The organism is Achromobacter sp. UMC71 (genome assembly GCF_014170305.1).
Taxonomy (GTDB): Bacteria; Pseudomonadota; Gammaproteobacteria; order Burkholderiales; family Burkholderiaceae_B; genus Achromobacter.
The window spans coordinates 1-20753 of record NZ_LZZT01000012.1 but is presented as its reverse complement, the minus strand read 5'-3'; the positions used below and the strand labels follow the sequence as shown (position 1 = coordinate 20753).

At 68.5% G+C, this 20753-nt stretch carries 17 protein-coding genes; 6 read left to right on the top strand and 11 right to left on the bottom strand.

Going from position 1 to position 20753, the window contains the following annotated elements:
* The coding region (locus tag A9974_RS05645; protein ID WP_183003173.1) for an aspartate/glutamate racemase family protein at positions 1 to 162 on the top strand (162 nt) is incomplete at its 5' end.
* A gap of 88 nt (positions 163 to 250) precedes the next feature.
* On the opposite strand, the gene A9974_RS05640 is transcribed toward A9974_RS05645, so the two are convergent.
* The 3 genes from A9974_RS05640 to A9974_RS05630 are packed head-to-tail and all read right to left on the bottom strand — an operon-like array spanning position 251 to position 3525.
* The gene (locus A9974_RS05640) at positions 251 to 994 is read right to left on the bottom strand and encodes an amino acid racemase (protein WP_183003172.1); all 744 of its coding nucleotides are present in this window, start codon (positions 992 to 994) and stop codon (positions 251 to 253) included.
* Positions 987 to 2504 carry an amidohydrolase family protein gene (locus A9974_RS05635; protein WP_183003176.1) on the bottom strand — a complete coding sequence of 506 codons (1518 nt, stop codon included), beginning with the start codon at positions 2502 to 2504 and terminating at the stop codon, positions 987 to 989. The genes A9974_RS05640 and A9974_RS05635 overlap by 8 nt, the downstream gene beginning before the upstream one ends.
* Positions 2505 to 2547: 43 nt before the next feature.
* Positions 2548 to 3525 (bottom strand): tripartite tricarboxylate transporter substrate binding protein, encoded by a 978-nt coding sequence (locus A9974_RS05630; RefSeq protein ID WP_183003171.1) that lies wholly within the window; start codon positions 3523 to 3525, stop codon positions 2548 to 2550.
* Between the two features lie 131 nt (positions 3526 to 3656).
* On the opposite strand from A9974_RS05630, the gene A9974_RS05625 reads away from it, so the two are divergent.
* Entirely contained in the window at positions 3657 to 4598 is a 942-nt protein-coding gene (locus A9974_RS05625) for a LysR family transcriptional regulator (RefSeq protein WP_183003175.1), read from the top strand.
* Here A9974_RS05625 and A9974_RS05620 read toward each other — a convergent pair whose 3' ends face one another.
* Complete coding sequence (locus A9974_RS05620) at positions 4599 to 5213, bottom strand: glutathione S-transferase family protein (protein WP_183003170.1); 615 nt, start codon at positions 5211 to 5213, stop codon at positions 4599 to 4601.
* A gap of 104 nt (positions 5214 to 5317) precedes the next feature.
* On the opposite strand from A9974_RS05620, the gene A9974_RS05615 reads away from it, so the two are divergent.
* Complete coding sequence (locus A9974_RS05615) at positions 5318 to 6490, top strand: PQQ-dependent sugar dehydrogenase (protein ID WP_183003169.1); 1173 nt, start codon at positions 5318 to 5320, stop codon at positions 6488 to 6490.
* A 5-nt stretch (positions 6491 to 6495) separates the two neighbouring features.
* Positions 6496 to 7134, top strand: a complete 639-nt coding sequence (locus A9974_RS05610) for a glutathione S-transferase family protein (protein WP_183003168.1) — start codon at positions 6496 to 6498, stop codon at positions 7132 to 7134.
* 60 nt (positions 7135 to 7194) lie between these two features.
* Here A9974_RS05610 and A9974_RS05605 read toward each other — a convergent pair whose 3' ends face one another.
* The 6 genes from A9974_RS05605 to rocF form a co-directional block, all read right to left on the bottom strand.
* On the bottom strand, positions 7195 to 8103 hold the full coding sequence (locus A9974_RS05605; protein ID WP_183003167.1) for a DMT family transporter: 909 nt from the start codon (positions 8101 to 8103) through the stop codon (positions 7195 to 7197).
* Between the two features lie 58 nt (positions 8104 to 8161).
* Positions 8162 to 8539 carry a DUF423 domain-containing protein gene (locus A9974_RS05600; RefSeq protein WP_183003166.1) on the bottom strand — a complete coding sequence of 126 codons (378 nt, stop codon included), beginning with the start codon at positions 8537 to 8539 and terminating at the stop codon, positions 8162 to 8164.
* A 213-nt stretch (positions 8540 to 8752) separates the two neighbouring features.
* The gene (locus A9974_RS05595; RefSeq protein ID WP_183003165.1) at positions 8753 to 9814 is read right to left on the bottom strand and encodes an alcohol dehydrogenase; all 1062 of its coding nucleotides are present in this window, start codon (positions 9812 to 9814) and stop codon (positions 8753 to 8755) included.
* 24 nt (positions 9815 to 9838) lie between these two features.
* Entirely contained in the window at positions 9839 to 11047 is a 1209-nt protein-coding gene (locus A9974_RS05590) for an ABC transporter substrate-binding protein (protein ID WP_183003164.1), read from the bottom strand.
* 286 nt (positions 11048 to 11333) lie between these two features.
* Entirely contained in the window at positions 11334 to 16175 is a 4842-nt protein-coding gene (locus A9974_RS05585; protein WP_183003163.1) for an autotransporter domain-containing protein, read from the bottom strand.
* Between the two features lie 130 nt (positions 16176 to 16305).
* Positions 16306 to 17244, bottom strand: a complete 939-nt coding sequence (gene rocF, locus A9974_RS05580; RefSeq protein WP_183003162.1) for an arginase — start codon at positions 17242 to 17244, stop codon at positions 16306 to 16308.
* Positions 17245 to 17426: 182 nt separating this feature from the next.
* Here rocF and A9974_RS05575 point away from each other — a divergent pair, with 182 nt between their 5' ends.
* Both A9974_RS05575 and A9974_RS05570 read left to right on the top strand, forming a co-directional pair.
* On the top strand, positions 17427 to 18251 hold the full coding sequence (locus tag A9974_RS05575; RefSeq protein WP_183003161.1) for a MetQ/NlpA family ABC transporter substrate-binding protein: 825 nt from the start codon (positions 17427 to 17429) through the stop codon (positions 18249 to 18251).
* A gap of 223 nt (positions 18252 to 18474) precedes the next feature.
* On the top strand, positions 18475 to 19485 hold the full coding sequence (locus A9974_RS05570; protein ID WP_183003160.1) for a GGDEF domain-containing protein: 1011 nt from the start codon (positions 18475 to 18477) through the stop codon (positions 19483 to 19485).
* Positions 19486 to 19592: 107 nt separating this feature from the next.
* Here the strand turns inward: A9974_RS05570 and A9974_RS05565 are convergent.
* A partial coding sequence (locus A9974_RS05565) for an MFS transporter (RefSeq protein ID WP_255468043.1) occupies positions 19593 to 20753 on the bottom strand: 1161 nt, incomplete at its 5' end.

Below are 20753 nucleotides of genomic sequence, written 5' to 3'. Positions count from 1 at the left end.
GCCGACGCCGTCGTCCTGGGCTGCACCGAACTCCCCCTGGCCGTCCCCCACGCGCTACGCCCCAGCCTGGGCATCACGCTGACCGATTCGATAGACGCCCTGGCCCGCGCCGCCATCGCGCACTACTTGGCCGACCAGCCCGAGCAACGCATCGCAGCCTGACCCAAAGGCCAGACAACAGGCGGCCTGCCCCAAAGCGCAGGGGGCGGGCCTGCGTTTGGGGCAGGCCGCCTGTTGTCTGGCCTTTGGGTCAGGCTGCGATGCGTTGCTCGGGCTGGTCGGCCAAGTAGTGCGCGATGGCGGCGCGGGCCAGGGCGTCTATCGAATCGGTCAGCGTGATGCCCAGGCTGGGGCGTAGCGCGTGGGGGACGGCCAGGGGGAGTTCGGTGCAGCCCAGGACGACGGCGTCGGCGCCGCGGGCCTTGAGGCGGGCGATGCCGTCGGCGGCGGGGGCGTAGGCGGCTTCCAGGCGGTTGCCCTTGACGGCGCGGATGGAGGCCATGCAGGTGCGTTCGACCTCGTCGTCGTCAGGGACGATGCATTCGTAGCCTTCGGCTTCGAGGTGGCGCTGGTACAGGCCTAGCTTGAGCGTGGCGGCGGTGCCCATCAGGCCGATGCGGCCTTTGGGCAGGCCGAGGCGGCGCAGGTCGTCGATGACGGCGCGGATGATGTGCAGGACCGGAAGCTGGGTGGACGCGGCGATTTCGTCGTACCAGAGGTGGGCGGTGTTGCAGGGGATGGCGATGAGCTGGGCGCCGGCGCGTTCGAGGAAGCGGACGCCTTCGACCATGTAGGGCAAGGGATTCTCGCCGCCGGCCATGTAGGCGCTGGAACGGTCGGGGATGCGGGGATCGTTGCGCAGCAGGGTGGGGATGTGTTGCTGGTCTGCGTCGGCGGGGGTAAGCGCCGCCAGGCGTAGCGCGAAGGCGGCGCCGGCCATGGGGCCCATGCCGCCCAAAACACCCAGGTAACAGCCCTGGGAATAGCTATTCACTTTGTTGACTCCAAGGTATTGCATTGCCGGGCGCGAGAACCTGGCCCGGGCGTTCGGCGCCGGTTCGTTCCCCGTCCCACACCGGTTTGCCGTTGACCCACACGTGGCGGATGCCCTGGCTTGCCTGAATGGGAGCTGAAAAAGTGGCCAAGTCTGTGACGGTGGCGGGATCGAACAGCACCAGGTCAGCATGATACCCCTGGCGCAGCAGCCCGCGCTCGGACAGGCCGTATTGGGCGGCGGCCAGGCCGGTCATCTTGTGAATGGCGGTTTCGAGCGAGAGCAGGCGTTGTTCGCGCACCAGGGTGCGCAGCACGTTGGTGAAGGTGCCCCATTGGCGCGGGTGCGGATGGGGGTCGAAGGGCAGGCCGTCGGAGCCGACCATGGTGAGCGGGTGGCTGAAGATGCGCTTGACGTCGGCCGGGTCCATGAGGAAGTAGATGGCGCCGGCGGGGGCCAGGCGGGCCAGGGCGGCTTCGTCGTCCAGGCCGAGTTCGGCCATGACGTCGCTGAAGTCGCGGCCGGTGGCGGCCGGGTAGCCCTTGGACCAGGTGATCAGCGTGCGGCTGGCCAGGCGGGCGCGGTCCAGCCGCAGCATGGTGGAGGTGGCCGGGTAGGGGTGGCAGTCCAGGCAGACGGGCTGGCGGGCGGCGGCCTGGCTGATCAGGTCCAGGGTTTCGCGGCTGCGGCCGTGGTTGCGTTCGCCGGCCAGCTTGTGGTGCGAGAAGACGACGCGGCAATCGAGTTCGCGGCCGATCAGCAACGCTTCTTCCATGGCCGGGACGATGTGGTCGGCTTCGTCGCGCAGGTGGGTAGCGTAGAGCGCGCCGGGGCGGCCGCGCAGCGGCTGGCAGACGTCGATGATTTCGTCGGTGGGCGCGGCGCTGGCGGGCGGGTAGAAGGTGCCGGTGGAGACGCCGAAGGCGCCGGCGTCCAGGGCTTCTTCGAGCAAGGCGCGCATGGCGTGGCGTTCGGCGTCGTTGGCGGCGCGCGAGGTGTCGTCCATGACGGCCACTCGCAAGGTGGTGTGGCCAACCAGCGGAATAACGTTGACGGCGGCGGGCGTGGCGGCCAGGGCCTGGATCCACGCGCGGAAGGTGGGGTAACGGAACAGGTCGGTGGGGCCGAGCAGATCCAGCGGTTGGGGAATGTCGTGGCGCGACAGCGGCGCCAAGCTGATGCCGCAGTTGCCGGTGACGACGGTAGTGATGCCTTGGGAGACCTTGGGCAGCATGTCGGGATGTGCCAGCAGGTAGCCGTCGTCGTGAGTGTGCGAGTCGATGAAGCCGGGCGCCAGCGCCAGGCCGCGGGCGTCGATGACCCGCGCGCCGGGCGGATGGTCGAAGGCGCCCACGGCCGCGATACGGCCGTCCCGCACGGCCAGGTCGCCCTGGCAGGCCGGGCCGCCCGTGCCGTCGATGAGCGTGGCGCCCGCCACGATGAAGTCGGCCTGCAAGGCGGCGTTGTTGCGGTCCTGGCGGGCGGAGTCGGCGGGGGCGCGGTCGGTCATTGCGTTATCGGTCATGGGCGGGTGGGGTACGGGCGGGCGCGGATCAGTCCAGCTTCTCGATGCCGGCGGTTTCGATGATCTGCTGCCACTTGGCCGTTTCGCGGTCGATCAGTTGCTTGAATTCCTCGGGCGTGCCGGTGGCGGGCACGGCGCCCAGAGTTTCCAGGCCGGTGCGCACGTCGGGCGCTTGCAGCGCCTTCTGGATGTCGGCATTGAGCTTGGCGACGACGTCGGGCGGTGTGCCCTTGGGGGCGACCACGCCGCCCCAGGCCACGGTTTCATAGCCCTTCAGGCCGGCTTCGTCCAGGGTGGGCACGTCGGGCATGAGCGACAGGCGCTTCAGGCTGCTGACGCCGATGGCGCGGACCTTGCCGCTCTTGACCAGCGGTGCGGCTTCGGACGTGTTGACGAACAGGTAGTCCAGGCGGCCGCCCAGCAGGTCCTGGATGGCGGCGGGGCCGCCGTTGTACGGGATGAACATGACGTCGACCTTTGCCATGCTCTTGAACAGTTCGCCGCCCATGTGGCCGGTGGTGCCCACGCCCGAGGCGCCATAGGACAGGCGGCCGGGTTCCTTGCGGGCGCGGTCGATCAGGTCCTGCACGCTCTTGACGGGCGAGTCGGCCGGCACGATCAGCGCGTTGTACAGGTCGAACATGTGGGCGACCGGGGTCAGGTCCTTGTCGACGTCGTAGGGCAGGCGCTTGAACAACGAGCGGTTGACCGCCAGCGTGTTGATGTTGCCGTAGCCGACCGTGTAGCCGTCGGCGGCGGCGCGCTTGACCAGGGCGATGCCGATGTTGCCGGCGGCGCCGGGGCGGTTCTCGACCACCAGAGTGGCGCCGGTGTCGCGCGACAACTGGGTCGTGATCAGGCGCGAGAGCACGTCGGGCGATCCGCCGGCGGCGGACGGCACGATGAAGGTGATGGGTTTGTCGGGATAGCCGGCCGCCAGCGCGTTGCCGGCGAACGTTGCGGTAAGCGCCAAGGCGGCGAGATTGCGGAAAACAGAGCGTTGCATGGTGGATTCCCCTTGTTTTGTTGTGGGCAGGCGGGCAGATTAGCACCGGGTTTGCGGCACTGCGTCATCGAAAAATGTCGAAAACCTATAATCCGCCGTTATCGAGTGTCGCCATGAACAAGGGGAAAAAAATGGATGCGCACGCCTATGCCGACGAGGTCGGGCCCAGCGCCGGCCGGCCGCTCAACCTGCGCCAGATCGAGGTGTTCCGCGCCATCATGATGGCCGGCTCGATCAGCGGCGCGGGGCGCATGCTGCATGTGTCGCAGCCGGCCGTGAGCCGGGTGCTGGCGCTGACCGAGAGCCGCTTGGGCTACCGGCTGTTCGAGCGGGTCAAGAGCCGGCTGTCGCCCACGGCCGAGGCGCGGCGGCTGTATGCCGAGGTCGAGCAGGTGTACGGCGGCATCCAGCGGGTCAACGACCTGGCGGCCAGCCTGGGGCAATCGGGCGCGGGTATGCTCAAGATCGTGGCCAGCGCCAGCTATGGCCAGCGGCTGGTGCCGCTGGCGCTGGGGCGCTTGCGCGACCGCCATTCGGATGCGCGGGTCGACTACCGCAGCGTCACGTTCGACGAGCTGGCGGCGTACTTTCTGTCGGGGCAGGCGGACATCGGCATTTCGATGCAGCCGCCCGATCATCCCAATCTGACCTCGGTCAAGCTGGCGACCGTGCCGGTGATCTGCGCGCTGCCCAAGGGGCATCCGCTGGCGGACCACGAGGTGGTGCATCCCGAGGATTTCGTCTCGGCGGCCTGGATCGGCTATCCGCGGGATACGCCGCTGGGCCGCGCGTTGCAGTCGTTCTTTGGCGCCGGGCCGGCCTGCGCGGCGGCGGTCGAGGTGCATTCGCCGGTGACGGCCTGTTCGTTCGTGCAACAGGGCCTGGGGCCGGCGCTGGTGGATGCCTGGTGCATCGCGCCGGACCAGACCGAACACATGGTGCTGCGGCCGATTGCGCCGGCGGCCAGCGTCGAGGTCTGGGCGACGCACTCGAACCTGAGCGCGCCGCCCTTGCTGGCGCGGCGTTTCCTGGCGGCGGTGAAGAAGGTGCTGGAAACCGCCGCGCCGGCCTGATTACTCCAGGCCTTCGGCTTTCAGGGCGGCCTTCACGCCGCTGTTTTCCTGCATGCGCGCAAAAAATGCGGCCAGATGGTCCTGGCCCGACAGGTCGACCTGCTTGGCGTGGGCCCAGCGCAGCACTACGTACAGGTAGGCATCGGCTACCGACGGCTCGGCGCCGGCCAGGTAGGGCTTGCCGGTCAGTTGGGCGTTCAGCAGGGCGAACAGGCGGGTCAGTTGCTTGGACGCGGAGGCGGCCAGCTCGCGCTGCGGGCCTTCGTCGTTCAGGTAGCGCTGCGCGCCGAAGATCATCGAGAACGTCTTGTGGACGTCCGAGTTGATGAAGCCCAGCCAGCGGCGCACGTCGGCGCGCGAATGCGCCGAGCCATCGCCCAGCAGCTTGCTTTGCGGGGCCTGTTCGGCCAGGTATTCGAGAATGGCGATGTTCTGGGTCAGGGCGAAGTCGCCATCGACCAGCGCGGGCACGGCGCCCAGCGGATTGATCTTCAGGAACTCGGGGCCCTTGAGTTCATCGCGGGTGAGCTTATGCGTGTCGTACGGTTTGCCGATCCATTCGAGGACGATGTGGGACGCGAGCGAGCACGCGCCGGGCATGTAGTACAGTTTCATGTAAGGTTGACTCCTTGGAGAAAGCGCGCAAGCCGTCGCGCTTTGCCGCTATGGTACGCCACCGCTGCGTGCCGCCGCCGCCCACCCAGCCGCCGGAGACGTCTATGCCGCAACGCCTGTCCGCGACTCATCGCGCCTTGTCCCTTGTCGCCTTTGCAGGCGCCGCGCTGTGCGCGGCAAGCGCGATGGCAGCACCGCTTAAAAGCCCCGATAATCCGCCCGCCGCGCCCGCCCAGGTCACGGCCGTCGTGGGAGGGTTGGAACACCCTTGGTCGATGGCCTTCCTGCCCGAAGGCGGGGTGCTGATCACCGAGCGGCCCGGCCATTTGCGGCTGTTGCGCATCCCCGGCGGCTTGTCCAAGCCGTTGACCGGCGTGCCCAAGGTGGCCGCGCAAGGCCAGGGCGGCTTGCTGGACGTGGCCTTGTCGCCCGACTTCGCGCAGGACCGCTATGTCTATCTGTCGTACGCCGAATCGGACGGCAAGCGCAGCGGCACCGTGGTCGGCCGCGGCAAGCTGGCGGCCAATGGCAGCGCGCTGGAGGATTTCAAGGTGCTGTTCCGCCAGGCCCCCAAGCTGTCCGAGGGCCTGCATTTCGGCTCGCGCCTGGTGTTCGACGGCAAGGGGTATCTGTTCATTTCGCTGGGTGAAAACAACCAGCGCCCGACCGCGCAGGACCTGGACAAGCTGCAGGGCAAGGTGGTGCGCCTGAAGGTGGACGGCTCGGTGCCGGCCGACAATCCGTTCGCGGGCAAGACGGGCGCGCGTCCCGAGATCTGGTCCTATGGGCATCGCAATCCGCAAGGCATGGCGCTCAATCCCTGGACCGGCGCGCTGTGGGAAAACGAACACGGGCCGCGCGGCGGCGACGAAATCAATCTGGTTGAGCCGGGCAAGAACTACGGCTGGCCGCTGGCGACCTACGGCATCAACTATTCGGGCCAGCCGATACCCGAGGCCAAGGGCGAGACGCTGCCCGGCATGGAACCGCCGCTGTACTGGTGGCCGAAGTCGCCGGCCATCAGCGGCATGGCGTTCTACAACGCCGACCGCTTTCCGGCCTGGCGTCATTCGCTGTTCATCGGCGCGCTGGCCAACCAGAACCTGATCCGCCTGACGTTGGACGGCGACAAGGTGGTGGCCGAGGAACAATTGCTGGTCGACCGCAAGGCGCGCATCCGCGACGTGCGGCAGGGACCGGACGGTTATATCTATGTGCTGACCGACGCATCGCCCGGCGAACTGCTGCGGGTGGCGCCGGCGCCAACGGGAGGGTGAGCGCCATGAAGACCTATGAATTGATTGGTTCGTCCGGCTGCGGTTCGGCGGTGGTCGAGATGGCGCTGGCCCTGGCCAATGTGCCGCACATCCTGACGGACGTGCCTTACTTGAAGCCTGGTCCGGAACGCGAACGGCTGCTGCACCTGAATCCGCTGGGCCAGGTGCCCACATTGATCACGCCGGACGGCGAGGTCATGACGGAAAGCGCGGCGATGGTGCTGCACCTGCACGACGTGGCGCCGCAAGCCGGGCTGGCGCCCGAGGCCAACAAACCCGAGCGGGCGCATTTCCTGAACCTGCTGATTCGCCTGGTGGCCGCGGTCTATCCCACGTTCACGTACGGTGACGATCCCCCGCAATGGACCACGCCGGGCGCGGCGGCCGACCTGCTGCGCGAACGGGTGCACATGCGGCGGGCCGAGTTGTGGCTGGAGCTGGAACGCCAAGCCGGCGCGCCGCACATGCTGGGGCGCCGCTTTTCGGCGCTGGACCTGTACGTGACGGTGATGACGCATTGGCGGCCGGGCCATGCCTGGTTCGAGGCCAACTGTCCGGCGCTGACGGCGGTGGCGCGCCAGGCGGCGCTGGAGCCGAACGTGGCGCGCGTGCTCAAACGCAATTTTCCGCCGCTGACGGAGTAGCGGCGGATGCGGTTGCCGCAGGGCAGCCGCAAGTCATGCCTGGCCGTCAGCGCGCCGCGTCTATGCCTTGGCGCGGCGCTTGCGCGAGCCGTGCGCCTCGCGCAGCGCGATGTAGACGCCGCTGCCGGCAATGAACAAGGCGCCCAGGTAGGCGTAGGCATCCGGCGCTTCGCGCCAGAACATCCAACCGAGCACGGTGGCCCAGATCAGGCCGGTGTAATCGAACGGCGCCACCACCGACGCCGGCGCGATGCGAAAGCCCTGTGTGATCAGCGCCAGGCCCAGCGTGCTGAACAAGGCCACCGCCGCGAAGTACGGCAGGTCGGCCAGGGCCGGGGTCTGCCAGACCCATGGCAGGCCGACGACGCTACAGACCAGTTGGCCCGCGACGATGTAGAAGGTGGTCGTCAACATGCCTTCGCCGCGGCTGATGCCGCGCGCGGTGATCATCATGACCGCGTAGAGCAGGGCGGTCGTCAGCGGCAGCAAGGTAGCGGCCTGGAAGGCGTCGGTGCCCGGACGCACGATGATGAGCACGCCGGCAAAGCCGGCCAGCACGGCCAGCCAGCGCCGGCCGTCGACGCGTTCTTTCAGGATCAGCACCGACAGCGCGGTGACGAACAGCGGCGCGGCGAAGGCGATGGCGGTGGCCTCGGCCAGCGGCAGCGCGCGCAAGCCCAGGTAGAAGCAACAGGCCGAGACGACGTTGATGGCGCCGCGCGTCAGGTGCAGGCCGGGGTGCGCCGTGCGCAGCACGCGGCGGCCCCCCAGGCCGATGGCAAGGGCGGTGACGAAGGGCAGCGCGATCAGCGCGCGCAGGAACAGGATCTGCAGCGGGTTGTAGTGGGTGCCGAGCCATTTGGCGTTGGCGTCGCTGAGCGTCAAAAAGAAGATGCCGCCGATGACGCAGGCGATGCCGGCGGCGGCGGAGTGAGTGCGGGTGGCGGGAAAGACGGTGGCGGAAGACATCAAGACTCAACAGGGGCGGCGGCCGTTCGGCCGCCTCGGGTAATGCTTGGGTGGAAACTCAGCCTTGGGCGCGGTAGGCGGCCAGGGCGACCATGGCCCAGGCGGCCAGGAACGCGGCGCCGCCCAGCGGGGTGATGGCGCCCAGCCAGTGGGTGCCCGTCAAGGTCAGGACGTAGAGGCTACCTGAAAACAGGACGATGCCGATGAACATGACGAGGCCGGCGGCGGACAGCAACGGAGAGCCGTAGCGGGCGCCTAGCAGGGCGATGACGAACAGGCCCAGGCCGTGGATCAGATGGTACAGGACGCCGGTTTGCCAGACCGAGAGCAGCTCGGGGGTGACCAGGCGCTTTAAGCCGTGGGCGCCGAAGGCGCCGGCGGCTACCGCGAGTAGCAGGTTCAGGGCCGCTAGGATGGTTAGCTGGCGGTCTGTCATGCCTTTTCCTTTTGGGGCTGTGGGTCTGTGGTGCCTATGATATGCGGAATCTTGCGAGAGAGTGCTTCGTAGGCCGTCCGTTGCGCAGGGATACCAGACCGAGGGGGGCGAGCGAGGTTTGCGGGGCCCGTCTCGTGCCGGCCGCGCGGGCGGCCTTACGAGACTTACGCGTCGTGGGGCGTCGGGGCAGTGAGCGCGGCGCGCCGTTGTCGTTTACTCCACGGTGAGGACGGCGCGGCCGACCACCTTGCCGGCGCGTAGCGAGGCCAGGACGGCGTCGGCGTCTTGCAGGGGATGGCGGTGGACGGGCATGGGGGGGACTTTGCCGGTGCGGACCAGGGTCATCAGTTCGCGTAGCTCGGCGAGGTTGCCGACGTAGCTGCCGATGATGGAGAGGGCCTTCATGGGGATGAGGGCGATGGGCCAGGACGAGGCGCCGCCGAAGAGGCCGACGATGATGAGTTTGCCGCCCTTGGTGAGGAAGTCGAAGGCGAGCGAGGTGGTGGCGGGGGCGCCGACGAGGTCGATGGCGGCTTGCAGGGACTTGCCGCCGGCGGCCTTGAGGATCTGCTGAGCGGCGTCGGGGGCGGCGCCGTCGATGGCGGCCAGGGCGCCGGCGTCGAGGGCGGCCTGGCGCTTGGCGGGGTCGATGTCGACGACGATGCCGCCCTTGCCGCCCAGGGCCTTGATCAGGGTCAGGCTCATCAGGCCCAGGCCGCCGGCGCCGAAGATGACGACGGGGTGGTCGCGGTAGACCTCTACGCCGATTTTCTTCAGGGCGGAATAGGTGGTCAGGCCGGAGCAGGCGTAGGGGGCGATCTGGGCGGGGTCGAGGTCGCCGATGTCGATAAGGTAGCGCGGGTGCGGCACGAGGATGTGGTCGGCGTAGCCGCCAGCGCGGTGCACGCCCAGGCAGGCGGGGGCGGTGCAGTGGTTTTCCTGGCCGGCCAGGCAGGTGGGGCAGGCGCCGCAGCCGATCCAGGGGTAGACCAGGTAGTTGCCGCCAGGGGCCACGCCTTGGGCGTCGGGCCCGGCCGAGACGATGCTGCCGACGGTTTCGTGGCCCATGGTCAGAGGCAGGGAAACGCCGCGCTCTTTCAGCGACAGGGTGCGGCCCTGGCCCAGGTCGTAGCCGCCTTCCCACAAGTGGATATCGCTATGGCAGACGCCCGCGGCGCGGACCTTGAGCAGCACCTGCGTGCCTTGCGGCGCGGGGGTGGGCGGGTCCATTTCCTGCAGGGGCTCGCGGAAGTTGACGACGCAATAGCACTTCATGGAATGTCTCCTCGTGGGATGGGCTTATTTTTTGACCAACGGGCACTCGCTGTCGGCCAGCGAGACGAACACCTTTTCGCCGGGCACCGTGGACAGGATGCGGTAGAAGTCGCCCGGGTACTTGGATTCAGCCGGCTTTTTCACTTCCACCAGATACAGGTCCATGATGACGCGTCCGTCTTCGGGGCGTATGCGGGCATTCTTGATCAGTTTGGTGGTGATGGGCAACTCGCGCATCTTCTGGTTGACGGCGGCGCCGTCGAACGTACCGGCGGCCTGCGCGGCCTGCAGGTAGTGGGTGGTGGCGACGTAGCTCAGGGCCTGCACGATCGATGGCGGGCGCGTCACGCCCATCTTCTGCTGCCAGCGGCGGGTCCATTCGCGGGTGTCGTCGTCGGCGTCCCAATAAAAGCCGGTGGGAAAGGTCAGGCCCTGCGCCACCGGCAAGCCCATGGCCTGCACGTCGTTGATGAAGGTCAGGAAGGTCAACAGGCGCTGCTTGCCGCCGGTCAGGCCGAATTCCTGGGCCTGCTTGATGAGGTTGACCAGGTCGCCGCCGGCGCTGGCCAGGCCCACCACGTCGGCCTTGGACGATTGCGCCTGCACCAGGAATGAGGCGAAGTCCATGGCACCCAAGGGGTGCCGCGTACTGCCCACGACCTTGCCGCCGGCAGCCTGCACGAAGCGGCTGGCGTTGGCTTCCAGCGATTTGCCGAACACGTAGTCGGTGGTGATGAAGTACCAGGACTTGCCGCCGCCCTCGACCACGCTCTTGACCACCGCGTTGGCCAGCGCGTAGGTGTCGGGGGCCCACTGGGTGCTGAGGTTGCTGCATTGCTTGCCGCTGAAGTCGCCGGCAAAGCCGCCGCTGATCAGGGCGGTGCCGCCTTTTTCGCGCGCCACGCCTTGCGCGGCCAGACCCGCCGAACTGGCGCCGCCATCGACCACTGCCACCAGCCCCTGGGTGTCGAACCAGCGCCGCACCAGGGCCGAGGCGATGTCCGCCTTGTTCTGGTTGTCGGCGCCGATCACCTCGACGGTCTTGCCAGCGGCCTTGCCGCCGAAGTCTTCGACCGCCATGCGCACGGCGACTTCGGAGCCCAGTCCGCCCAGGTCGGAATAGATGCCGGAGCGGTCGTTGGACACGCCCAGCCGGGCAACGTCGCTTTGCGCTTGCGCGGCGCAGGCGGCCAGCATGGCCGCCGCGGCGGCCAACAGGGGGGTGATACGCATCTGTCTGTCTCCACGGCCCGTGAGCGGACCGGTTATTGAATTTTTGGAATGACGCGACTGCCCGGGCGGAACGCCGGTGCTCCTTCCAGCTGAAAGGGTTGCCTGATTAAGGAATAAAATTCCTGTGCAAGAAGTTAGATTTTCATATGTGAAAAGTCAACGCGTGGATTACCCAGGTGCGGACGTGCCGAAGCCCCCGCCGCCTGGGGGCGGAAGGGGGGCGGGCAGGGGGCAGGTTCGTTCGAAAAAGGAACGGCGCGGCGTCGACTGGACGCCGCGTTTTCGGCTAGTAGCGCCAGTTGAGCCGCACAGACGCCGAGTTCTCGCGGTTGCCGCCGCCGAATTGGCCGCCGTAGCTGACGCCGAGCGAGGCAGTGCGCGATAGCGCGACGTCGCCGCCCAGCTCGATCAACGCGGTGTCGCGCGCGATGGGCAGGCCGGATACGGTGAAGGCCTGGCTGTCCTGGAAGGCCAGGGTGGTGGCGGGATTGACGTCGCCAAAGGCATGGCGCCAGCCCAGGCTGGCCCGGGCCGCGCCCTGCCAGCGGCCCAGGTTGACCTCGGTCTGCGCGCGCAGACCCAGCGTGGTGCTGGTTTGGTCTTCGCGCTTGGCGCGGCCGCTCAGGGCCGCGTCGCCACCCGATTCCGAAAAGCCGCGCGTGCGGGTATCGGCCCAGGCCAGGCCGGCGAACGGTTCCAGCGTGACACCGCCGCCAACCGGGCGCGCATAGCCGATTTCGGTGAACAGCTGGCTGGTGCTGGCGCCGTAGTTGGCCTTCAGGGTCTGGTCCATGCCTGCGGTATTGATGATGCGCCGCGTGCTGATGTCGTTCCAGGTATAGGCGGCGCCCAGCAGCAGGTTCACTTTGGCGGCGCCCGCATCGAAGGCCTTGCCGCCGTACAGCGTGGCGCTGTAGGCGCTGACGTCGCTCTTGGAACTGCGGCCTTCCACCTCGATATTGCTGTCGGTGTAGCCCAATGCGGCGCCCAAGCGCCAGCCGCTGCCCATGGCGCGGTCGGCGCCGACGAACAGGCCGCCGGTGCGTTGGGTGGTCTTGGCCGCGTTGCCGTCGCCGCCCAGCGTTTGCCAGTTGCCGATGATCTCGGCCCACGCGGGCAGCGCGCCCGAGGCGGGCAGGGCGCCGGCGGGTGGCGCGGCGTCGCTGGCACCCGCTAGTGCCGTGGGGGCGCCGGGCAGCCGCGGCGCGGCCAGCCCGGCGCGCAGGTATTTGAAGGGGGTGCTGCGCACGGTGGATGCGCCGCTGTACAGGGCCGAGCCGACGCTGGCGTGGGCCTCGCCGGACAGGTTGTCGAAGGCCGCGGGCGGCGCGCCGTCGGGCAGCGTCAGGATGCGTTGGTGCAGCGCATTGCTGACCGGCAGGCTGTCGAGCGCGTTGGCCACGGCGCGCTGGTTGCCGCTGCGCGCCGCATCGGCGAAGCGGATCGCACCGGACCCGGTGTCGCGTCGTTGCAGCGTCAGCGTGACGTCGTTGGCGCCATACCCCAGCGATGGGGTCAGGAACGCATAGTTCGAACGCACGTCGTCAAAGCGGCCATTCACACCGCCCGCGGCCGTCAAGATGGTGTAGGTGGCATAGGGCGCGAAGTTGCCGTCGGGGCCGGCGTGCAGCACCGATCCGCCCAGCAGGTTGGCGCGTCCGGCCACCGCGACGCGGCTGCTGGCGGTGGAGGCGGGGTCGGCCTGCACCTGGTAGACCGAGCCAGCTTGCATCGTCAGGTCGCCGGCCACCGACAAGGTGATGTTGGCCGCGCCGGGGGCCAGCACGCCACCCGCCTGGAGGGTGGTCGCGCCGACCACGCCGCTGCCCGTCAGTGTGGCGCCCGGGCCTACTTGCAGGCTGGACGAGGCCGCGATGGACCCGGTAACCTGCAGCGTGCCGCCGGCCACCGTGGTGGCGCCGGTATAGGTGTTGACGCCCGACAGCACCAGGGTGCCGGCGCCTTGCTTGACCAGCGCCGCGCCTGTGCCGCCGGCCAGCCCGCCATCGGCGATGACGCCGGAGACTTCGGTGCTGGCGTTATTGGCGCCCACGGTGAGCGTGTTGCCGCCCAGCGCGTAGCGACCGCTGCCCGCGATGGAGCCGGCGCTCAGGCGATTATCGCCCGCGGGGCCGCCGCTGCCAGAGAAGTCGACGGTGCCGCTATTGCTGATCGCCAGCGCGGCGGCGGACGCGTCGTTCTGAAACACCAAGGTGGCGGCGTTGTTGACCGGCCCTGAGCCCAGCGCGCCGTCACGCGCCGCCACCAGGGTGCCGGCTGCGATGCTCGTGCCGCCCGTATAGTTGTTGGCGCCGTTCAGCACCAGCGTGCCGGCGCCCAGCTTGGCCAGGCTGCCCGGACCGGTCAGGGCATCGGCCACCGTGAAGGTATTGGCGGCGTCGGCGATGTCCAGGCCGCCGCCCCAGGCGCCCAGCACGATGGCGCGCGGCAGGACCTGCAGGCTGCTGCCGGTAATGCGCAGCGCGCCGCCATCCAGCGTCACGGCCTGGCCGGCCGCGCCCAGATTGGCGTCGCTACTGACTGACAGCGTGCCGCCCTGGATCCAGGTGCCGCCCGAATAGGTGTTGGCGCCGTTCAGCACCAGCGTGCCGGCGCCGGTCTTGGCCACGCCGTTGACGCCCGCCAACGTGTTGTCCACGGTGGCGGTGTAGCCCGCACTGCTGCTGCCGTTGTCGCCCACGCGCACTTCCACCGGGCTGGCCGGCGCGGCGCCGGGAGTCAATGTCAGCACGTCCCCCACCAGGTGATAGCCGTCGCTGGTGAATTGCAGGCCGGTGGCCTGCACGGCGCCGGGCCCGTTGTCGATAGTGACGATGCCTCGCGTGCCGGAGAAAACGGCCATGCCGGGTTGCGGGAACATCGCGCCGGTGGTCGTGCCGTTCATGTCAGCCCAGACCGGCGAGGTCGTGGACCAGATACCCGAGCCACCCCCGAACTGGCCTGGGGCGGCCAGGCCGTTGGCGTTCCAGAATTTCAAGGGGTTCACCCCCTGGACGCTCAGATAGATCCGCCGGTCAGCGGTGCTGTCGAACAGGCTTACCTGACCCGCGGGCCATGACAATGACAACTGAGGGTTGATAAAGCCTCCCTGTGAGCCATATTCGACCAGTGTGTACAACCCGGAAGCATAGCCGCCCGCATCGGTGATGCGCACTGTCGCGCCGCCAAAGAAGGACGCGTTGCCGGTGACTCGCAGTGCGCTGGCGGCGTTTTGGGGGGCGCCCAGGCCGACTTGCAACGTACTGCCCGCCAGCATGGCCAGGTTGCCATCGATGGTCAACGGACCGGTGGCGCCGTTCGCGCCTCCCGAGACGAGCGTGCCGCCGGCTTGGATGGTGGTGGTGCCCACCGTGCCATAGCCGCCCAGCCGGGCGCCGTTGTGGACTTGCACCCCGCTGGCAAGCTTGGCCGACGCATTGGCCAGCGTGCCACCGACCAGCAGTGTGCCGGCCCGCACGTCGGTGGTGCCACCGTAGGTGTTGACGCCGTTGAGCGTCAGCACGCCCGCCCCATTCTTGGTCACCGCGCCAGTGCCCGAGATGACGCCGCCATAGGTCACGGCATCGCTACGGTTGAAAACGACGGTGGAGTTGTTGACGATGTTGCCGCTGACCGATCCGGTCGTGCCGCCCGCGCCGATATTCAAGATGCCCTGGCTGGTGGAGACGTTATTGGTCACGGCAACATCGGCGGTGACCAGGATATCGTTGTCCGCGGACAGCGCGAGGGAAGCCGCGTCCACATTGCCGCTGATCGTGAGGGCTCCCGCGGCGGTCAGGCTGGCTTCGTTAGCGGCGTCCAGCCGAGCGACCGTCAGTGAGCCCGACGATCGCACCAGCACGTTGTGGCCCGCCACGGAAACCGCGCCGCCGAAGCTGTTGCCGGCGTTGGTAAGGAACAAGTTGCCGGAGCTGGCGTTGATGGCCGTTGTGCCGGTTACCTGCATTGCACCGAGCTGGACGAGGGACTGCTGGTTGCTCAGCGAAAAATTGCCTCCTACCTGAATCGCGTTCAATCGGTTGATCTGGTTGCTGCCCGTCAAGGCAAGATCTCCCGTCGACGAGGCGGTCAGCTCACTGGCGCTCACTTGGCCCGTGACGCGGATATCCATATCGGATTGCAGCGACAGGGTGCCACTGGCCGCGTCCAGCGTGCCGCTGGACGCGATGCTGCCGCCTTGTGCGGTCAGGGCAATGTTCTGCGCGGTGATGGTGCCTGTATTGCTGATCACGGGCGTGGTCAGCGAGGCCTGCGTGCGCGCTGTGCTGGCCTGCAGTAGAACGCTGCCGTCGGTCGCGGTCAGCGTGCCGGCGTTCAGGACCTTGGGCGTGGCGCCCGCCGCGCCAGTGGTGTCGGCCAGGGGAGCGATGATCGAGAAGGCGGACGGCGAGGAGGCGGTGGAGTCGGCGATCAGTCTGGCGCCGCTGATCAGGGTGATGCGGTTCGCGGTGATCTGGCCGCCCGTCTCGTTCGAGACCGTTGGCCCGGACAGGTCGACGCTGCCCGAAGCCGAGATGGAGCCCGCATTGCTGACCCCCGACTGGCTGGATAGATCGCTCAGTTGCAGTATCGCGCCAGGGGGCGCCGTCAGCCCAAGGCTGGTCAACAGGACGGCCTGGGCCCCCGTGATGCTGCCGGTGGACTGTACTTGCAGCCCGTAGGGGTTGGACACGGCCAGCAGGCCGCTGCCTTGGATCATTCCTGCAAGGGCGCTGGCTTGGGCACCTCCCACCGTATTCAACAGCAAGGAGCCGGCGGTCGGCTGACGGATATTCACCGAGTAGCCTAGGGCAACGTCAAAGAATGCCCACTGTATCGCCGTGGCCGCGGTGCCGGGCGTCGTGACATTGATGAGCAAGTCGGGTGGGAGGGTCTGCTGGATATTGCCGCTGCCCATCAACCACGTACCGTTGAGGGGCAGATTATTGGCGGCCCAGCCCGGCGCGGCGGCAGCCATGGCCAGCGTCACGGTGCCCAGCACGGTCGCGGCCCGCCCGGCGCGGCGACGCGGGCGGCTTGTCCCATAGGTCCGGCTCCTGGCGGTGTCGCTGACGACCTGCCATAACCCCAGGCTGCGGTTGAAAATGATGCGATAGACGTGATTCATCAGCTTGGCGGATTCCGGACTGAAAGTAGGGCTGTCTACGGTGCCTTTTGCCCCGTTGTTGCCGCATCAGTAACCGCCAAGTCCATTTGGTTCCAATACCGGTCAAGCAAAGCGCGCGTGCGGGTTTGCGTCAGTTGCCGCGCCGCACCAGCGTCGATTTGCCGAACAGGCTTTCGATCAGGTCCACGGCCAGGTCGGCCGTCTTGTTGCGCACGTCGAAGGCGGGGTTCAGCTCCACCACGTCCAGCGAACGCATGAGGCCGGTGTCCGCGATCATTTCCATGCACAACTGGGCCTCGCGGTAGGTTGGGCCGCCCATGACGGTGGTGCCCACGCCGGGGGCGATTTCCGGGTCCAGGAAGTCGACGTCAAAGCTCACGTGCAGGTGGGTGTCGTCGTCCAGCCCGGCCAGCGCGGCCTGCATGGTGGCGCGCATGCCCATTTCGTCCAGGTAGCGCATGTCGAACACTTCCAGGCCGGCCTGGTGCACCAGGCGCTTCTCGCCATCGTCCACGCTGCGGATGCCGATCTGGCGCACCCAGGACGGATCAATGTCGGGCGTCTGGCCGGACATGCCGACGATCCCGGCCGGGCCGTGGCCGCACAGGCAGGCCACGGGCATGCCGTGGATGTTGCCGGTGGGGGTGAGGGCGTTGGTATTGAAGTCGGTGTGGGCGTCCAGCCACAGTACGCGCAGCTTCTTGCCGGCGGCGCGGCAATGGCGCGCTACCGCGCTGATCGAGCCGATGCCCAGGCAGTGGTCGCCGCCCAGCAGGATGGGCAGCGAACCTTGTGCCAAGGCGTCGTGGACGGCGTCGTGCACCGCCTGGTTCCAGGCGGTGACTTCGGCCAGGTGGCGGTAGCCGTCCACGGGCGGCTGCCAGGGGTTGGCCGGGCCGTAGAGGTTGCCCTGGTCGGTGACGGTAAAGCCCTGGGCTTCGATGACCGGCCCGATGCCGGCCACGCGCAGGGCTTCGGGGCCCATCGAGGCGCCGCGCGCGCCCGCGCCGATGTCGGTGGGCGCGCCGATCAGGGTGACTTGGGTGGGCAGAGTGGGGGTGTTATGCAAGGTCTGGCTCCGTCAAGCTGGGGTCAGGGGCGCCCAGGGTAGGCGGCGGTGCGTCGAGTGTAGCGCCGCGGGACGGCGCCATTGTCCCGGCGAGGGACCGGGCTTTTCGTTGCGGCGCGGCGGGGCTGCTGCACAATAGCGCTCATACCCGAGGCCATGCCCGATTTTTTCCGGACGAATCCATGTTCCAGCAATCCCTGTTCCTGACTTTGGCGCGCCGTATCGCCGCAATGGGCGTATTGAGCCTGGCGGCCCTCGCGCCGGCCCAGGCGGCCGAGAAGCCGCTGCGCATCGGCGTGATTCCCAGCGTGGCCAACGCCGCCACCGAACTGGCCATTGCCGAGGCGCGCAAGGCGGGCCTGGACGTCCAGCTCGTCGAATTCAGCGATTGGGTGCTGCCCAATATCGCGGTGGCCGACGGTTCGGTGGACGCCAATTTTTTCCAGCACGAGCCGTTTCTGCAGCTGTTCAACGCGCGCCGCGGCGCGAACCTGACGCCCATCGCGTACGGTTATTCGACGACCATCGGCCTGTTTTCCAAGAAGCTCAAGAAGGGCGAGCCCCTGCCCGACGGCGCCACCATCGCGGTGCCCAACGATCCGGTCAACACAGGCCGCGCCTTGCTGTTGCTGGAATCCATCGGCCTGATCAAGTTGAAGCCCGGCGTGGCGCACCAGGCCACGCTGCAAGACGTCACCGCCAATCCCAAACGGCTGAAATTCGTGCAGATCGAAGGCTCGCAGTCGGCCCGCACGTTCGATGACGTCACGGCGTCGGTCACCTACACCACCTTCGCCAAGCAGGCCGGCCTGAACGAGAAAGACGGCCTGGCGTTCGACAACATCGACCCGGCGAACGTGCGCCGTTACGCGATCCGGTGGGTGACCCGGGCGGACAATGCGCAGGACCCGCGCCTGTTGAAGTTCATCGCCATCTACCAGCAGTCGGCCGAGGTCAAGGCCAAGCTGCGCAGCCTGTACGGCGATCTGATCACGTTTCCCTGGTAGGGCGCTGTCCGGCGGAGGGGGCCAGCAGGGCTTGCCGCCGGTTGATGCCAGCGGGGTTCGTCAGCACAGATGGCCGGGCAGGAAGGGGCGTGGCGCCTTGACGATTCTTGGCAGTTGAGTTGCAGATTGAAACGTATACTTGCCGCGCTTTGCCGCCCCGCGCCACGCCAGGCTCGGGCCGCCAACGCGGCCAGTGCGTGCCGCCTTTCCCGACTGCGAACCCATGCGACTCGTTTCATCGAATGACGCTTTGATTTCGCCGCCGCCGCGCGTCGAGGCTGGCCGTCCGGACGCCGCGGAGCCTTCCCCGCCAGCGCAGGGCGAGCCTGTCGATGCGGGCGCGGCCCGCGATGCCGAGCTGCGGCACCTGCGCGAGTTGGTCGCGCGCTACGAAGCGCTATTCCAGAATGCGCCGGTGCTGATCAACGCGTTCGACGAGCGCGGCCGGTGCCTGTTGTGGAACGACGCCTGTGTGCGGCGTTTCGGCTGGACTTGCGAAGAAATCAACGCCTATCCCGAGCCGTTGGCGCTGTTCTATCCCGATCCCGAGATCCGCGCCCGCGTGCTGCGCAGCGTGGGCCCCACCCCCGTGCAATCGTTCCGTGAATGGCAGCCGCTCGCGCGCGATGGCGAGCGCTTGTCCGTCATGTGGTCCAACGTGCGGCTGCCGGACGGCAGCGTGATCAACATCGGCATGGACATGACCGAGAACCGCCGCAACGAGGCCGCGCTGGCGCGGCTGGCCAAGGTGGATGACCTGACCGGTTGCTGGACCCGCGCCGAGATCCTGCAACGCATGCAGACGCTGTTGGAAGCCGCCCGGCGCGGCGCGCGCCACACGGCGTTGATGCTGGACCTGGACTACTTCAAGCAGGTCAACGACCGCTACGGCCATCTGGGCGGCGATGCCGCGTTGCGCCACTTCTGCGAGCAGTTGCAAGGCTGTCTGCGCGAAGGCGATGCGGTGGGCCGGCTGGGGGGCGAGGAATTCGTGGTGTTGCTGGCCGATGCGGACGCGGACGTGGCGCTGGCGGTGTGCGACCGACTGCGCGCGGGCCTGCGCCAGCATCCCGCCAGCGTGGATGGCCATGCGGTGGTGCTGTCGGCCAGCGGCGGCATCACGCGCTTTTTGCAGACCGACGCCAGCATGTCCGATGTGCTGCGGCGCGCGGACCAGGCGCTGTACCGCGCCAAGCGTGCCGGGCGCGATTGCGCGGTGGTGTTGCCGGACTAGGGCCTGTGCGAGGCGCCTTCTAGTGTGAACAGGCCCTAGGGCCTCTTGGCGTTGACAGGCCTGGCGGGAAGCAAGGCGTGTCAGCCAAACACGCGTCGCGTATAGGCTCAGGCCGTGGCCCGCCGGGCCGAGGCGCCGCGGCCGTTCAGGCGCCAATGCAGCGCCAGGGCGGCCAATGCCACGGCGCCGGCGGCGGCCAGGCCCAGGACGTCAAAGCCGGCATGCGTGTACAGCGTGCCGGCCACGGCGGTGCCGACGCTGGCGCCCAGGTAGGTGGTGCAGGTGTTCAGGCCCAGCACCGCGCCGCGCTCGTCGGGACGGGCCCGCGACAGCAGCAGTACCAGCAGATTCAGGCTCAGTTGCGAGGCCGCGCCCCACAGCACCGCAATGGCCAGCACCGCCGCCAGCGCGTGCGCGGCCGGTAGCAGCCCCAGGTAGACGATGGCGATCGCGGCCAGCGCCAGCGGCAAAGCGCGGCGCGGTCCCAGGCGTTCGATCAGCGGCGCGCCGGCCAGGCCCGCCAGCAGAAAACCCGCGCCATAGGCGAAGGCGATGAAGCCCACTTGGCCCGCGGACAGGCCCAGCAGCGTGCGTACGTGGTCCGCCAGGAAGGCATAGACGCCATAGAACGCGGACGAAAACGCCAGGCAGCCCAGCAGCAGCACCGGCACGTCGCGATACGACAGCGGCGCCAGCAGGCGCGACAGGCGCAGCGGCGCGGCATGGCTGTTGCGGCGTTCGGGCAGCGTGCGCAGGCCCAGCAGCGCCACCGCGGCGCACAGCGCCAGCACGGCGTAGGTGGCGCGCCAACCCACGGCATCCGAGATCAGCGCCGACAAGGGCACGCCGGCCACCAGCGACACCGACCAGCCCGAGATCACGCGGCCCAGCGCGCGGGTCTCCTGGCCGGGCGCGGCCACCAGCGAGGCCGAGCCATAGGCGGCCGGCAGGATCACCCCGGCGGCGGCGCCGGCCAGCGCCTGGGCCAGGGTCAGCACGATCCAGTGGGGCGCGCAGGCCGACAGCAGCAACGCGGCGATCAAGGCCACCATCGCGCCCAGCAGCGCGCGGCGGATGCCCCAGCGGTCGATGCGGGCGGCCAGCAGAAAGGCGCTGGCGGCGGTGGCCGCGCCATAGGCCGAAATGGCTGTGCTGACGGTCAGCGGGGTGCTGTCGAACGAACGGGCCACATCGGACAGGATCGGGCTCAGGGCCAGGCCGTTGGACCCGACCACGCTGACGGCGAACATCAGGGCGGGAATGGCGGC